The 14682-nt window shown below is 64.9% G+C and carries 13 protein-coding genes; 9 read left to right on the forward strand and 4 right to left on the reverse strand.

The window, feature by feature from the left end:
• Positions 1 to 7 precede the first annotated feature (7 nt).
• Both J2R76_RS37835 and J2R76_RS37840 read left to right on the forward strand, forming a co-directional pair.
• Positions 8 to 1957: a molybdopterin biosynthesis protein gene (locus tag J2R76_RS37835; protein ID WP_253625758.1), complete on the forward strand. Its 1950-nt coding sequence runs from the start codon at positions 8 to 10 to the stop codon at positions 1955 to 1957.
• Positions 1958 to 2328: 371 nt separating this feature from the next.
• On the forward strand, positions 2329 to 3573 hold the full coding sequence (locus J2R76_RS37840; protein ID WP_253626127.1) for an IS4 family transposase: 1245 nt from the start codon (positions 2329 to 2331) through the stop codon (positions 3571 to 3573).
• A gap of 118 nt (positions 3574 to 3691) precedes the next feature.
• Here the strand turns inward: J2R76_RS37840 and J2R76_RS37845 are convergent, their stop codons facing one another.
• Both J2R76_RS37845 and J2R76_RS37850 read right to left on the reverse strand, forming a co-directional pair.
• On the reverse strand, positions 3692 to 6253 hold the full coding sequence (locus J2R76_RS37845) for a fused MFS/spermidine synthase (protein ID WP_253625759.1): 2562 nt from the start codon (positions 6251 to 6253) through the stop codon (positions 3692 to 3694).
• Positions 6254 to 6438: 185 nt separating this feature from the next.
• Entirely contained in the window at positions 6439 to 6750 is a 312-nt protein-coding gene (locus J2R76_RS37850) for a hypothetical protein (RefSeq protein WP_016847487.1), read from the reverse strand.
• A gap of 473 nt (positions 6751 to 7223) precedes the next feature.
• On the opposite strand from J2R76_RS37850, the gene J2R76_RS37855 reads away from it, so the two are divergent.
• The 5 genes from J2R76_RS37855 to J2R76_RS37875 all read left to right on the forward strand — a co-directional run bounded on the left by J2R76_RS37855 (position 7224) and on the right by J2R76_RS37875 (position 10935).
• Positions 7224 to 7526, forward strand: coding sequence for a hypothetical protein (locus tag J2R76_RS37855; protein ID WP_253625760.1), 303 nt, complete (start codon positions 7224 to 7226; stop codon positions 7524 to 7526).
• A gap of 159 nt (positions 7527 to 7685) precedes the next feature.
• A complete protein-coding gene (mobB, locus tag J2R76_RS37860; protein ID WP_256521293.1) occupies positions 7686 to 8231 on the forward strand; it encodes a molybdopterin-guanine dinucleotide biosynthesis protein B in 546 nt (181 codons plus the stop codon).
• A gap of 53 nt (positions 8232 to 8284) precedes the next feature.
• Positions 8285 to 8554, forward strand: a complete 270-nt coding sequence (locus J2R76_RS37865; RefSeq protein WP_057014863.1) for a sulfurtransferase TusA family protein — start codon at positions 8285 to 8287, stop codon at positions 8552 to 8554.
• Positions 8555 to 8879: 325 nt separating this feature from the next.
• Complete coding sequence (locus J2R76_RS37870; protein WP_057014864.1) at positions 8880 to 10535, forward strand: OFA family MFS transporter; 1656 nt, start codon at positions 8880 to 8882, stop codon at positions 10533 to 10535.
• Between the two features lie 151 nt (positions 10536 to 10686).
• Positions 10687 to 10935, forward strand: coding sequence for a hypothetical protein (locus J2R76_RS37875; RefSeq protein ID WP_028342462.1), 249 nt, complete (start codon positions 10687 to 10689; stop codon positions 10933 to 10935).
• 81 nt (positions 10936 to 11016) lie between these two features.
• Here the strand turns inward: J2R76_RS37875 and lon are convergent, their stop codons facing one another.
• Both lon and J2R76_RS37885 read right to left on the reverse strand, forming a co-directional pair.
• Positions 11017 to 13395, reverse strand: a complete 2379-nt coding sequence (lon, locus tag J2R76_RS37880; RefSeq protein ID WP_253607410.1) for an endopeptidase La — start codon at positions 13393 to 13395, stop codon at positions 11017 to 11019.
• Between the two features lie 11 nt (positions 13396 to 13406).
• Positions 13407 to 13814 (reverse strand): Hsp20/alpha crystallin family protein, encoded by a 408-nt coding sequence (locus tag J2R76_RS37885; protein ID WP_028332710.1) that lies wholly within the window; start codon positions 13812 to 13814, stop codon positions 13407 to 13409.
• 263 nt (positions 13815 to 14077) lie between these two features.
• Between J2R76_RS37885 and J2R76_RS37890 the strand changes: the two genes are divergently transcribed.
• Together J2R76_RS37890 and J2R76_RS37895 are read left to right on the forward strand one after the other, a co-directional pair.
• The gene (locus J2R76_RS37890) at positions 14078 to 14353 is read left to right on the forward strand and encodes a hypothetical protein (RefSeq protein WP_076823899.1); all 276 of its coding nucleotides are present in this window, start codon (positions 14078 to 14080) and stop codon (positions 14351 to 14353) included.
• Between the two features lies 1 nt (position 14354).
• Entirely contained in the window at positions 14355 to 14519 is a 165-nt protein-coding gene (locus J2R76_RS37895; RefSeq protein WP_158074157.1) for a hypothetical protein, read from the forward strand.
• The last annotated feature ends 163 nt before the right edge of the window (positions 14520 to 14682 follow it).

Genomic DNA, 14682 nt, shown 5'->3' on the forward strand with positions numbered 1-14682 from the left:
TCCCGAGATGAGCAACACGTTCACGCCGAAACCCAACCCTTCCGTCGAGCAGGACCAGTTCCTGACCATCCTGTCGCGCGAGGCGGCGCTCGCGCGCTTCGAGGCGGCGCTGTTCCCGCGCCAATTGCCGTCCGAGAAACGGCTGCTCGCCGACGCGCTCGGCCGTGCGCTGGCGGAGGACGTGGTGGCGCCGATCGACGTGCCGCCATTCGATCGCTCCAATGTCGACGGCTTTGCGGTGCGCTCGGCCGATCTGGCACGCGCCGGCGAGGCCGCGCCGGTGCAGCTCGCGCTGAACGACGAGACGATTTCGTGCGGGACCGCGCCCACCATGCCGGTGCTCCCGGGTACTGCAACCGCGATTGCGACCGGCGGTCCGGTACCGCGCGGCGCTGATGCCATCGTGATGGTCGAGCACACCCAGCCTGCCGGCCACGGCACCATCGAGGTCCGGCGTGCGGCGTCGCCCGGGCAGTTCGTGTCCTATGCCGGCTCCGACATCGCGCGCGGCGAGGCCCTGCTGCGCGCGGGAACGATGATCGGGTCGCGCGAGATCGGCATGCTCGCGGCCTGTGGCATCGCCGAGGTTGCGGTGACGCGCCGTCCGCGCGTCGCGATCCTATCGACCGGCGACGAACTGGTGCAGCCGGGTGAGAAGCTTCGGCCGGCCGCGATCTACGACACCAATGGTGCGATCGTCACCGCGGCGATTGCCGAGAACGGCGGTGACGCGTCGTTCCTTGGCGCGATCGCCGACAATGAGGCGACGCTCGAGGCCGCGATGCGCAAGGCGCTGGCGGACAGCGACATGCTGGTGCTGTCAGGCGGCACCTCTAAGGGCGCGGGTGACGTCTCGCACCGGATCATCGCTCGCCTCGGCAAGCCCGGCATCATCGCGCATGGCGTGGCGCTGAAGCCCGGCAAGCCGCTGTGCCTTGCGGTGTGCGACGGCAAGCCGGTGGTCATCCTGCCGGGCTTTCCGACCTCGGCGATGTTCACCTTCCACGACATGATCGTGCCGGTGCTGCGGCGGATGGCCGGGCTGCCGCCGCGATCGGATGCCAAGGTGGCGGCGAAGGTGCCGGTGCGCATCGCCTCCGAGCTCGGGCGTACCGAGTTCGTGATGGTGTCGCTGGTCGAGGGCGCCGACGGCCTGATCGCCTATCCCGGCGGCAAGGGTTCGGGCGCGATCACGTCGTTTGCGCAGGCCGACGGCTTCCTGAAGATCGAGGCGCTGGCCGACCAGTTGCCGGCCGGCAGCGAGGCCGAGGTGACGCTGTTCACGCCGCATGTGCGGGTGCCCGATCTCGTCATCGTCGGCAGCCATTGCACCGGGCTCGATCTCGTCACCGCGCCGCTGGCGCATGACGGTCTCGTGGTGCGCTCGATCGCGGTCGGCAGCCTCGGCGGGCTCGCTGCCGCCAAGCGCGGCGAATGCGATCTCGCCCCGATCCATTTGTTCGACGACAAGACCGAGACCTACAACACGCCGTATCTGGCCGACGGGCTCGAGCTGGTGCCGGGCTGGCGGCGCATGCAGGGCATCGTGTTTCGCAAGGACGACACGCGCTTTGCCGGCTTGAGCGCAGAGCAGGCGGTGCGCGCCGCGCTCGCCGATCCCGCCTGCATCATGGTCAACCGCAACCAGGGTGCCGGCACCCGCATCCTGATCGATCGCTTGCTGGCGGGCAGCCGGCCCGACGGTTACTGGAATCAGCCCCGCTCGCACAATGCGGTTGCGGCCGCGGTGGCGCAGCACCGCGCCGACTGGGGCATGACCATCGCGCCCGTCGCCGATGCGTCGGGACTCGGCTTCATACCGTTCGCCGAAGAGCATTATGACTTCGCATTGGTGACGGCGCGCAAGCACCGGCCCGCGGTGCAGGCCTTTCTCGATGCGCTGGCGTCGGATGAAGGCCGGGCTGCATTGACGAAGGCGGGGTTCAGGCCGGCGTAGCCGGTGTGCGCTCTGCCGCACCATCACAGCTGTCGTCCCTGCGAAAGCAGGAACCCATACGCCGCGGCGGGCGTTACAGGCGGGCCTCGCCGTTCCAGCATCGCGTAACAATTTGCGTTTGTGGTTATGGGTCCCTGCTTTCGCACTAGCGTGTCTACACGGTTTTGGGGCGCGACAGATTGACTCGGTGCAGCAAGAAGTGGCGTCTCTGCAGCATGTTGTATGATTCTCTCACTGGCGCTTTGATTCGAAGGAGCGCCAGCGATGCAGCCGGATTTGTCTTTGGGTGAGTTCGGGGACGTTCGTCTCGACAAAAGGGGGCGACGCTTCTCCGGGCTATGCTTTGCACGCGCAGCGTCTGCTTGCGCCAGATGGCCCGGGGCGATTGGGCTGCCAATATGGCGTTCTGGCGGTTTGTGAACAACCCCCAAGTCACGATCGATAAATTGATTGAGGGCTGGAGCGCGCAGACGCGGACTGCGGTCAGCGGGCGTCATGTGCTGGCGATCCAGGATACGAGCGAGGTCAAGTTCCAGACCCAGGCGGGACGGCGGCGCGGGCTGGGCAAAGTCGGCAAGGGCAATGCTCGCGGCGTGCTGTTGCATGCGATGATGGCGGTGGATGCCGACAGCGGGGTCTGTCTTGGCCTTACTGGCGGCAACGTTTGGACGCGCAAAGGCAAGGTAAAAATCCCGCATGAGCGGCGCGCCTTGGCCGACAAGGAGTCGGCGCGCTGGGTGACGGCCGCCGAGCAAGGCCGCGACGTCCTGGCAGATGCCCGCATGATCACCGTCGTCAACGACCGCGAGGGGGATTTCTTTGCTCACTGGGCGCTGACGCCAGCTGAGAATGTCCATCTTCTGTCGCGTGCCATGCACGACCATGCGCTGGTCGATGGCGACACACTTTATCAGGCGGTCGAGCGGAGCCGCTTCTGCGACAACGCGGTGATCGATCTGCCGCAGCGAATGGATCGGCGCGGCCGGCAGGCCCATCTCTCGATGCGCTTCGGAACCGTCGTGCTCAAGCGGCCGCAGAGGCCCGGCGTCACCGACTTGGCGGAGGGCATCAAACTCAGCTTCGTAGAAGTGGTCGAGTTGCATCCGCCGAGAGGTGCGGAGCCCATTCGCTGGCTGCTCCTGACCACTCATCCGGTCGCCACCGTTAAAGACGCCTGGCAGATCGTCTCCTGGTACCGCCAGCGCTGGATCATTGAGCAACTCTTTCGCTCGCTGAAGAGCCAGGGTTTGCGCATCGAGGATAGTCAGATCGAGAGCGCCGAAGGCCTGATCAAGCTCGTGGCGGTCGCCACCAGAGCGGCATGTATCGTCATTCAACTCGTTCAGGCCCGCAACAGTGGCGAAGAATTGCCGGCTGAATTTGTCTTCACCGCAGAAGAGATCGAGACGCTCAGGGCCATCAACAAAACCATGAAAGGTCGCACCGAGCTTCAGAAAAACCACCATCGCCCCAACACTCTTGCTCGGGCGGCATGGATCATCGCAAAACTCGGCGGATGGACCGGCTACGCCTCCCACCGTCCACCTGGACCAATCACCTTCCACACCGGAATGGCCCGCTTCCAAATCCTCGCAAATGGCCCGACAAACGTGTAGATGCACTAGTGCTTTCGCAGGGACGACACTGAGCTTGTTGCGCTAGCTGTGAGTCAAAACATCCGCATTCTCGCGACATTCGGGGACTTCCTGATGCGGTGTGCCGAAGGCACCCTGATCACTCGCTCAGCTTGCGGTCCAGGAAGTCGACGTAGGAATTGTCCGGGTCCAGTTTGACGGCCAGGCGAAGCGCGGCCCGGGCGGCGGACTTGTCGCCGTCGGCCGTGGCCTTGTGCTCGTCCAGGATCGCATTGGCCACCGTGCGCGCGGTGTCGAGACGGGCCTCGTCGATGGAACGGTCGGCAAGATAGGCTTCCACCGGCTCGCGGAGGCGCTTCAGTTCGTCCACGCTGACCGAACCCAGCGGATACCAGTTGTAATATTCGAGACGCGGCCGATCATCCGTGAGGGTTGGCACATCCCCGACAAAGGCCGCGAGTTTTTCATCGGCGGCGATGAATGTCGCCAGGAAATCCTCGGGCGAGCCGAGGCCGTTCGCCGTCAGGTCTTCAGCCACCGCGGGCTTCGACATGCGCATGGCGAGCTCGTGCGGATCGATGTTCAACGGTTCATCGGAGGCGATCGCCACGCCTTCCATTCTGGACGGCAGCCACAGCGAGACATGCTTGAACTGGCCCATCATGGCCTTGAGTATCATCTTCGGAAGGATGCCGCGGTTGAAATCCAGCGGCACCCATTGCGCGAGAACGCCGCCGGGACGCATCCTCTGCTTTGCCAGCGCATAGAATTCCTCCGTGTAGAGGTTGATGACGCCGGCATCATGGGGCGGTGGCGGCTCGAGCGTGATGACGTCAAATGTCTCCTTGGTCCCCAGCAGGAAGTGGCGCCCGTCCGCGACGATCTGATGGACTTTGGGATTTTGATAGAATTGCTTGTTGATCGGCACGAAGTGGGGCGCAAATTCGAACACCGTCGATGCCAGATCGACCGCGTCGATGGATCGCAATTCTTCATGGGTGCTCACCGCTCCCACCGTGGTTCCGGTCCCGATGCAAATGACGACAGCCGTTTCAACCGGGCCCTGGTGCAGCAGAACGGGATAGTGCCCCATCGCGGCCATGTAGCGTCTGCCCTCGGGACGGTTGTTGGCATAGCTCTTCGAATTCACCACCAACTGCTGATAGGTGCCCGCCGCCTTCTCGCGATACTCGACCACCGCAAACGTCGCTTGCCGGGTTTCCCGCAACTCGAGCACATTGGCGCCTTCGATCGCGGTCAGGACCCGCTCCAGATAGTGCGGAGTGAAGAGCAGCAGTGCTACGGCGATGACGCTCGCGGCGATCGTCCCCTGCCGCCACAGGCTCCTTTCTCTCAGAAGATCCGGCTGCGACACGGTGGTCGCGACGAACAGCAGGACGTTCACGACAATCAGCGCGGTGAGCGCGCCCTGGCTGCCCAGATACGGGATCAGCAGAAAGCCCGCCGCCAGCGAGCCCACGACGCCGCCAATCGTGTTCAAGGCGTAGAGCGTGCCGATCCTGCGGCCCAGCGCGCTCATCTGCATCACGGTCAGCTCGCTGGCCAGGGGAAAGCTGATGCCGATCAGCATCGTCGGCAGCAACAGCGCAACAGCGCAGACCAGGAAGAATGAAACGTCACCCCCCAACAGCTCCTGCACCGGGACTGGAAGCAGGCCCGATACGATGGGAGACAGCGCTACTCCCATGGTCCGCGCCTTGCCGAGCATTCCGACGGTCAGCGTGGCTGCAACCGCGATCAGCAGCTGCGTCACGGCGAAGTATCGCAGCAATTGATCCTTGCGGGGGGCAAGCAGCCTGGCGCAGATCAGGGCGCCGATCACGAGCCCCAGCAGGTAAACGCCGAGCATGCCCGAGAACGCGTAGACGCTCGAGGTGCTGACATTGGTCAGGAATCGGAACCAGACGACCTCATAGGCGATCGATACAAAACCGGAGCACGCGAAAATCCAGATCAGGACCGACGTCCTGCCACGCGCGGTCGCGGCGGTTTGCACCGGCGCCTGTGCAGCGACCGGCAAGAGCGGGCTTGCGCCGCGCGCAACGAACAGGGCAACGACGCCGACGCAGACATACAGCGCTGCCGCAACCAGGCTTGATCCCGCGATGCCCCAGAGGCCCATCAGCACAAAGCCGACCGCCAGGGTGCCGATGGCTGCGCCCAGGGTGTTGAACCCGTAGAGCAGACCGATCCGATTGGCGAGGTCGGTTTGTGTGCGGGTCAAAAATTTCACCAGGAAGGGCAGGGTCGCGCCCATCAACATCGTCGGCAGCGACAGAATGGCGAGCGACACGGCGACCATGAGAGGCAGCCGGAAGGGAGACTCCAGGTCGAGCATCGGTGACAGCCAGCCCACCCATGTCGGCCAATGCGACAGGAATGCGGTGACCGCGAGAGAAACGAGGGCGAGGGCAAGTTCGAGCAACCCGTAGATTTTCAGGGGGCGGCTGACGGTGTCGGCGATCCGGCCTCCCAGGGCGCTGCCCAGCGAGAGGCCGAAAAAGAAGCTTGCCACCGTGACGCTGACGGAGACGGTCGCGCTTCCCAGCACGAATTGCAGTTGCTTGAACCAGAGAACCTGCAGGATCAGCGATGCCGCGCCCGATGCCAGAAAGATCGCCGTGACCAGAACCCGGTTTTTCAGGCTTACGGCGTCTCGAACGTTACCACGATTGCGCACTGGACCGGTCTCCCGTTGAACGGGAGAACAGGTACGGCAAATGCTCTTAATATTGCCTTATGGCGGAGCGGCGCTGCGAGGCCGCCGGATCGCGTTGAGATTGCTCGGAAAATTGCCGTTTGGCGGATGCTTGCCGAGGCCGAGCGATCGCACTGCGAGCGGGCCTTTTGCGTTGCCGATCCAGTTCAGTGCCGCATCGCCGTCTCCACGAACTCCAGCACGGAGCGCGGGACCTCTTCGTATTCGACGAAACGGCGCCGAAGCTCGTCGGCAATGTCGGTCGTGACGTCGCGCGACCATCCTTCGTTGGTATTGAAGGCCACGATGCGGACCGGACGGCTGTACTGGTCATCCAGCAGGCGGCGGATCAGCGTTTTCCGGTCAGTGCCTTCTTCGTCGGTTTCGCTCCAGGCACGGCCCAGTCGGCCAAAATCGTTCAGCACCAGATAGGTGTCGTGATCGATTGAATGCGGCACAATCGAAGGCGAGCGAGGCATACATAGTCCTCCATGCTGCACATTATCGTGTTCCGATCGCCCTGCGTATCGGAAATTTCGAGGTAAATCCGCTGGATAGCGGGATCGCGCGTGACGTGAGCGGGGGCTGCAACATGCATTGGAGCAAACCGTCCCGTCGCTGGTTATCTCTTGTCACCGACATGGGCCCTGTTGTGGATGTCGGTGGTTGAGCGACCGATGGGGCTCCCACCCGCTCGAGGAGCGGAGCGATGTTAAGAAGGCTTCGTTTTAGGAACACAACGCTGGAAGAAGTGCTGGCAGTCGATACGCAGCGGCCGCGGAAGAGGCTGCGGATGCGTGACCAGCCCCCGAGAGAGAGCCGATCGGCAAGGCTTGCCAAGCCGGGGCGGCCGGTCAGTCAACGAACCGACTGACCCTGCGGGATAGCGCGCCGAGCCCAACTTGCGCGGCGGCCCGTGAACGGGTTCGCCGATTGCGGCGACCAATCGATCATGGCATTCGACACCGTCAATTTTCGTAAGATCGCCGCGCTCATCGCGGCGTCCGGCACCTTGTTCTGGCTTTACACCTTCTACGCCATCGCCCATGTGCCGCCTGGCGACGGTACCGGCTTCCAGTGGCTGGCGGTGTTTCCGCTCGGCATGGTGTTCGGCCTGTTCTTCCTGCCGGCCTGGCTGCTCGTCGCCATCGGCCGATTGCCGAGATTCACCGCGGCGCTTGGGGTCTGTGGCCTGATCGCGTTCGCGGTGCTGTGGGCGCAGCTGCTGCAGGAGTTTCCGAGGGCGGTCCTCTAGCGCGCCAGCCCATCCTCATCTGCCGGCGAGCCTGGCATGACATTGCTCCAAGGCTGATATAAGCAGCGTTGGGCGCAAGTCGCGGCTTTCCGCCGTCACGGCTGGTCCCTGCCATCCATGTCGGGCGGAACCGCGGGCGTGGATACCCTAACGATTGGCATGTCTTCGGAGACGCGTATGAAAGTGATTGGCCTCGCGGGCTGGAGCGGTGCCGGCAAGACCACCCTGCTGTCGCGGGTGATCCCCTGCCTGCTGGGCCGCGGCCTGCGCGTCTCCGTGATCAAGCACGCCCACCATGAATTCGATGTCGACGTGCCCGGCAAGGACTCCTGGGTGCACCGGCAGTCCGGTGCGACCGAGGTGCTGGTGTCCTCGACGCGGCGCTGGGCGCTGATGCACGAGCTGCGCGGCGCCGATGAGCCGCGGCTGCCGCAGCTGCTCGCCAAGATGGCGCAGGTCGATCTGGTCGTGGTCGAAGGCTTCAAGCGCGAGCCGGTCAACAAGATCGAGGTGTACCGCGCCGCCAACGGCAAGCCGCTGCTGTTTCCCGACGACCCGCGCGTAGTCGGGATTGCCAGCGATGTCGCCGTTGCAACCACGCTGCCGGTCGCGCATCTCGACGACATCGAGGACGTTGCCGAATTGATGCTGCGCGCCGCGATTCCCGTCGACGACGTGCTCGCGTCGGCTCCGGCCGAAGGCTGACGTGGATGAGGGGCGGCGTTGACGATGCAGGACGGCTTCGCCATGGTCGAACCATGACAACGACGAAGCTCGATCTCACCGGCCTGAAATGCCCGCTGCCGGCGCTGAAGACGCGCAAGGCCCTCCGGAGCGTGACGGCGGGAGATTTCCTCGAGGTGCACTGCACCGATCCGCTTTCGGTGATCGATATCCCGGCCCTGATCCAGGAGACCGGCGACAAGGTCGAGATCACCGAACGAAGCGACGCCCGGATCGTTTTCTTGATCGAGAAGATCAATGGAGCGATAGGCAATTCGAATGCTGCGTTGCCGCGTACGCGCTAGATGCAACTTGATATCTACCTTTTGCCTATCGACACCTATTTTCCATTCTGCGCGAATTGATAATGTCCGCCGGGTTGTGGTGATGGCGTTGTGCTCGAGTGTGGGCGCATCGACGGACAACGACTGGGCCCGTGCCCAGATCACGGGCTGCACGGCCGGGCATATCCGGTCGTATTGGGGGTTAGCATTTCCGGAATGTGCGTGGTTGGTCCCGACGCATTGAGGAAATGTGCGGAGCTGCCGGCTGACGCTGGCCGCAATGGGCTGAGGCGGGATCGAAGATGCAGATGCGCCTGTCGTAATGGCGGCTGCAGGGGAGGTGTCAATGACCACAGTGAGCAGCGCCGGACGCGTATCCGCGACAGGCGCAGGTTTCCTCGACAAGGAACATACAATCGCGACCGCCGGCTTCAACCGCTGGCTGGTGCCGCCGGCCGCGCTCTGCATCCATCTGTGCATCGGCATGGCTTACGGCTTCTCGGTGTTCTGGCTGCCGCTGTCGCGCGCGATCGGCCTGACCGCGCCGAAGGCGTGCCCCGACATCTCGCTGGTGCAGGAGCTGTTCACCACCACCTGCGACTGGAAGGTCGCGAGCCTCGGGTGGATGTACACGCTGTTCTTCGTGCTGCTCGGCGTCTCCGCCGCGATCTGGGGCGGCTGGCTCGAGAAGGTCGGTCCGCGCAAGGCCGGCTTCGTCGCGGCGCTGTGCTGGGCCGGCGGTCTCGTGATCGGCGCGCTCGGCGTCTACACGCACCAGCTCTGGCTGATGTGGCTCGGCTCCGGCGTGATCGGCGGCGTCGGCCTCGGCCTCGGCTACATCTCGCCGGTGTCGACGCTGGTGAAATGGTTCCCCGACCGGCGCGGCATGGCGACCGGCATGGCGATCATGGGCTTCGGCGGCGGCGCGATGATCGGCGCCCCGCTTGCCGACAGGCTGATGAACTACTTCAAGACCCCGACCTCGGTCGGCGTCTGGGAGACCTTCCTCGCCATGGGCGCGATCTACTTCGTGTTCATGATGATCGGCGCGTTCCGCTATCGCATTCCGCCGGCCGGCTGGCAGCCCGAAGGCTGGGCGCCGCCGACGAAGGCCAACGCGATGATCTCGAGCAAGCACGTCCATCTCGACAACGCGCACAAGACGCCGCAATTCTGGCTGATCTGGTGGGTGCTCTGCCTGAACGTGTCGGCGGGCATCGGCGTGATCGGCATGGCCTCGCCGATGCTGCAGGAGATCTTCGCGGGCAAGCTGATCGGCCTGCCCAATGTCGGCTTCAACCAGCTCGATGCCGGACAGAAGGCGCAGATCGCGGCGATCGCGGCCGGCTTTGCCGGATTGCTGTCGCTGTTCAACATCGGCGGCCGCTTCTTCTGGGCGTCGCTGTCGGACAAGATCGGCCGCAAGAACACCTACTACACGTTCTTCATCCTCGGCATCGCGCTCTACGCGCTGGCGCCGACCTTCGCCGCGATGGGATCGAAGCTGTTGTTCGTGCTCGGCTTCGGCATCATCCTGTCGATGTATGGCGGCGGCTTCGCCACCGTGCCGGCCTATCTCGCCGACATGTTCGGCACCCAGTTCGTCGGCGCCATCCACGGCCGTCTGCTGACGGCATGGTCGACCGCCGGCATCATCGGTCCTGTCGTGGTGAACTACATCCGTGAGTTCCAGCTGGCCGCAGGCGTGCCGCGCGACCAGCTCTACAACACCACGATGTACATCCTGTGCGCCATGTTGATCGCGGGCCTGATCTGCAACTACCTGATCAAGCCGGTCGATGCGAAATGGCATATGAGCGACGCCGAGGTTGCCAAACTGCAGGATGCGAGCGCCAGCGCCGCGGCGGCCGGACCGCATGGTTCCTACGGGATCGGGTTCGGCGGGCTTGACGCCAAGGCGGCGCTGTTCTGGCTGTTCGTCGGCATTCCGCTGGCGTGGGGCGTCTACATGACGCTGCTCAGCGCGGTCAAAATCCTCTGATCGCAGTTCAGGCCGCGCGCGGGCCATCTGGTATCCCGCGCGGCCTGAAGCGTTTTCGAGCGAAGTGGATGCCGGTTCGCGTGAAGAAGACGCGTCAAACAAGAAGCTCTACGCCGTTCAAATCAACAGATAATCAAGGGACATTTCAGTCATGTTTCGTACCGCAAGCTGTCTTGTGGCCGCCCTGCTTCTCGCCGGCTCGCTGCACACCGCGTCAGCCCAGACCACCGAGGCCAAGCCGTCGAAGGTCAAGCTGACCATGCAGAAGCTGAAGGACATGAAGGCGAAGTGGAAGGCCAACAAGCCAAAGCTGAAGGCTTGCCGCGCCGAGGTGAAGTCGAAGGGCCTGACCGGCGACGACCGCTGGTTCTACATCGAAGAATGCATGGGCAAGAGCTGAGCGGCACCGCTCCGCTATCTGCAACGCAAGAGGGCGTGACGGCGATCGCTGTCACGCCCTCTTGTTGCGTTTGAGACGCGATCACTCCGCGGCGGCGGGCGTCGTCTTGGCGGCCTCCAGCGCGGCTGCGATCGCCTCGTCGACCCGTTCGAGCCAGATGAACTCCAGCTTGGCGCGGGCGCCGGCGGGGATGTCGTCGAAGTCGCGCTTGTTGCGCGCCGGCAGCATCACCCGGGTCAGGCCGGCGGCCGCGGCCGCGACCACCTTCTCCTTGATGCCGCCGACCGGCAGCACGAGGCCGCGCAGCGAGATCTCGCCGGTCATCGCGGTATCGCTGCGCACCGTGCGATCGGTCAGGAGCGAGGTGAGGGCGGTGAACATCGCAACGCCCGCGCTCGGACCGTCCTTCGGCGTCGCGCCGGCCGGAACGTGGACGTGGATGTCGCTCTTCTCGAACACGCCGGGGTCGATGCCGAGCTGCGAGGCCCGGCTCTTCACCAGGGTTAGCGCGGCCTGCACGCTCTCGCGCATCACCTCGCCGAGCTGGCCGGTGAGGATCAACGCGCCGCGGCCCGGCGTGCGCGACGCCTCGATGAACAGGATGTCGCCGCCGACCGGGGTCCAGGCCAGCCCGGTGGCAACGCCCGGGATGCTGGTGCGCATCGCGATCTCGTTCTCGAACCTCGGCTGGCCGAGCAGCGAGACGATGTCCTTCGGCGCGATCGTGACGTGGCTGGTGCTGCCCTCGGCGATCTGCACCGCGACGTTGCGCAGCACCTTGCCGATCTCGCGCTCCAGGTTGCGGACGCCGGCTTCGCGGGTGTAGCTGCGTATGATCAGCCGCAGCGCATCCGGATCGATCTCGACCTGCTCGGCCTTGATCCCGTTCGCCTCGAGCTGGCGGCGCACCAGATAGCGCTTGGCGATCTCGAGCTTCTCGTCCTCGGTGTAGCCGGCGAGGCTGATCAGCTCCATGCGGTCGAGCAGCGGCCCGGGCACGCCGTCGAGCATGTTGGCGGTGGCGATGAAGACGACACGCGAGAGGTCGAACGGCACGCCGAGATAATTGTCGCGGAAGGTGCTGTTCTGCTCGGGGTCGAGCACTTCGAGCATCGCGGCCGACGGATCGCCCTGGATGCCGCGGCCCATCTTGTCGATCTCGTCCAGCATCATCACGCAATTGCGCGCACCGGCCTTCTTGATCGCCTGGATGATGTTGCCAGGCAGCGCCCCGATGTAGGTGCGGCGATGGCCGCGGATCTCGGCCTCGTCATGCACGCCGCCGAGCGAGACGCGGACGAACGGCCGCGCCATCGCGCGCGCGATCGATTGGCCGAGCGAGGTCTTGCCGACCCCGGGCGGCCCGAGGAAGCACAGGATCGGCGCCTTGCCGCCGGGCGCGAGCTTGCGCACCGCGAGATATTCGATGATGCGGCTCTTGATCTTCTCGAGGCCATAATGGTCCTGGTCGAGGATCTTGCGCGCCTCCGCGATGTCGATCGGCTTCTCCTCCGGAATGCTCCAGGGCAGATCGATCAGCCAGTCGAGATAGCTGCGCACCATGCCGGATTCGGCCGCTGCCTCCGGCATCCGCTCGTAGCGGCGCAGTTCCTTCTGCGCCTGGCTTTCGGCCTCCGGCGGCATCTTGGCCTCGACGATCGCCTTGGTCAGCTCGGCGACTTCCGCGGCCTTGCCGTCACCTTCGCCGAGCTGGCGCTGGATCGTCGCCATCTGCTCGCGCAGGATCGCCTCGCGCTGCCGCTCGTCGAACACGGCCTTGGTCTTCTGCCCGATCTCCTGGCTCAGCCGCAGCACCTCGATACGTTCGGCGAGGTGACGCGACACCTTGTCCATCCGTGCCACGAGATCGATGGTTTCCAGGATGTCCTGTTTCTCCGACGGCTTGATGTCCATGTAGGACGTCGCAAGGTCGGCAAGGGTTGCCGGCGAGGTGGTGCCCTGCAGTGCTGCGATCAGCTCCTGCGGCACTTGCGGCAGCAATTGCGCGGCCTCCAGCGCCTGGCGCTGCAGATTGAGGAAGCGCGCCTCGATCTCGGCCGAGGTGGTGGTCGGCTCCGGGATTTGCAGCACGCGGGCCGCGAGGAACGGCGTGCCCGGCAGATAGTCGAGCACGCGCATGCGCTGCACGCCCTGGCAGACCAGATGGTGGCTGTCGTCCGCACCGGTGATGTAGCGCACGATGTTGGCTGTGGTGCCGACGCGGTAAAGCCCGTCGGGGCCGGGATCGTTGGTCTCGGGATCGCGCTGCAGCAGGATGCCGATCGGCCGCTGCTCGCGCACCGCCTGCTGGGCCGCGGCAATCGAGGTCGCCCGGGCGATCGTGATCGGAATGATGACATCCGGAAACAGCACGGTGTTGCGCACCGGGACGATGATCAGCGCGTCGCTCGGGATCGGCGTCGAAGTTGAAGCTGGGCTTGAAACGTCTGAGGCAGCCATGTCGAAATCCTTTAGCTCGACTTTCCGAGCCGCAGGCCGACGCAACCATGCGCGGCAAAGCGGCTGATCGTGTAGCGGCCGGTCGGCAGCGCGATGCGGCGCTCGAACCGGCCCTGCGGCAGTTCGAGGCGCAGGATACGGGCGTTGCGGAGTTCAGGGGGCAGGGTGCGGCGGCCGGAGATCACCAGCGTGCCGCCGTCGAGCGCGGCCTCGACCTCGTCGGGATCGACCCCCGGCAACGCGACCAGGATCAGGATTTCATCCTCGGTCTCGATCACGTCGGTCGGCGGTTCCCAGCTCGGCTCGGTGCTTCCCGCGCGCGGGTGCAAATTGAGGAAGCTCTGGTGCAGCCGTTCGGCGCGGGCGAGCGCCTCGATCGCATCCGACAGCATCCAGTTGATCTGATCCTTGGGCCGCATGGGCACTCTCCACGTCGCACTGGGAGGCAAGGTTACCGGTCTTGCCGCCGACCGTAAACCTGCCCCTCGCGCCGCTGATCGAGGGTAAAATTGTCCGAAATCTCGCGATTTGCGGCATGACCGCGATGCACGGACCGCAGCCGGACGCTTATGCCGCGGCTATGTGACAGGACCGCGGCTGCTCTCGAATTCCTACGGCCTTCCCCGCATCTTTTGCCGTGATGCGGTGCGCTCGCGCGCGCCGCCAAACGGGAAGGTGGCACATGACCCTGCTCCATTACCACGATGCCCGGCCGCACGGTTCGGCCGGCGCCATGCCCTTGATGCTGCGGCGGACGTTCCGGCGGATCGGCCTCGTCTTCAGGACTGTTCACCGTGCGATCGCCGCCGCCAAGATTCATCGGCTCCGCAATGAGCTGCTGCTGCATCGCGGCCACGAGGATTGGGCGCGGACCAACCTCAACGTCGGCATGCTCGGCGGCGACGCCGAGAGATATCCACGGGCGCCGGTCGTGCTCGGCGAGAAGTGGGACTACTGAGATGCGCACAGTTTTGTTCATCGCTGCCCTGCCGCGCCGCGCCGCAGAAGGGCTGCTCGCATTCCTCGCCTGGATCGGCGAGGAGCCGATCGGCGGCTACCGGCCCGAGGCGCATTACATGCGCGGTCCGGGACCTGCGTGGCGGGCCAAGCATCGCGGGCGTTAAGCCCCCGAACCCATCCGCGTCATTGCGAGGAGCATGGCGACGAAGCAATCCATATCTCCGCATGTGGCGCGATGGATTGCTTCGCGGAGCCTGTCATCGGGCGCGCGTTCGCGCGGCCCGTTGGCTCGCAGTGACGTGCAGAGGCCGCGGCGCCTACGAGACC

Source organism: Bradyrhizobium sp. USDA 4532 (assembly GCF_024171315.1).
GTDB lineage: Bacteria > Pseudomonadota > Alphaproteobacteria > Rhizobiales > Xanthobacteraceae > Bradyrhizobium > Bradyrhizobium australafricanum.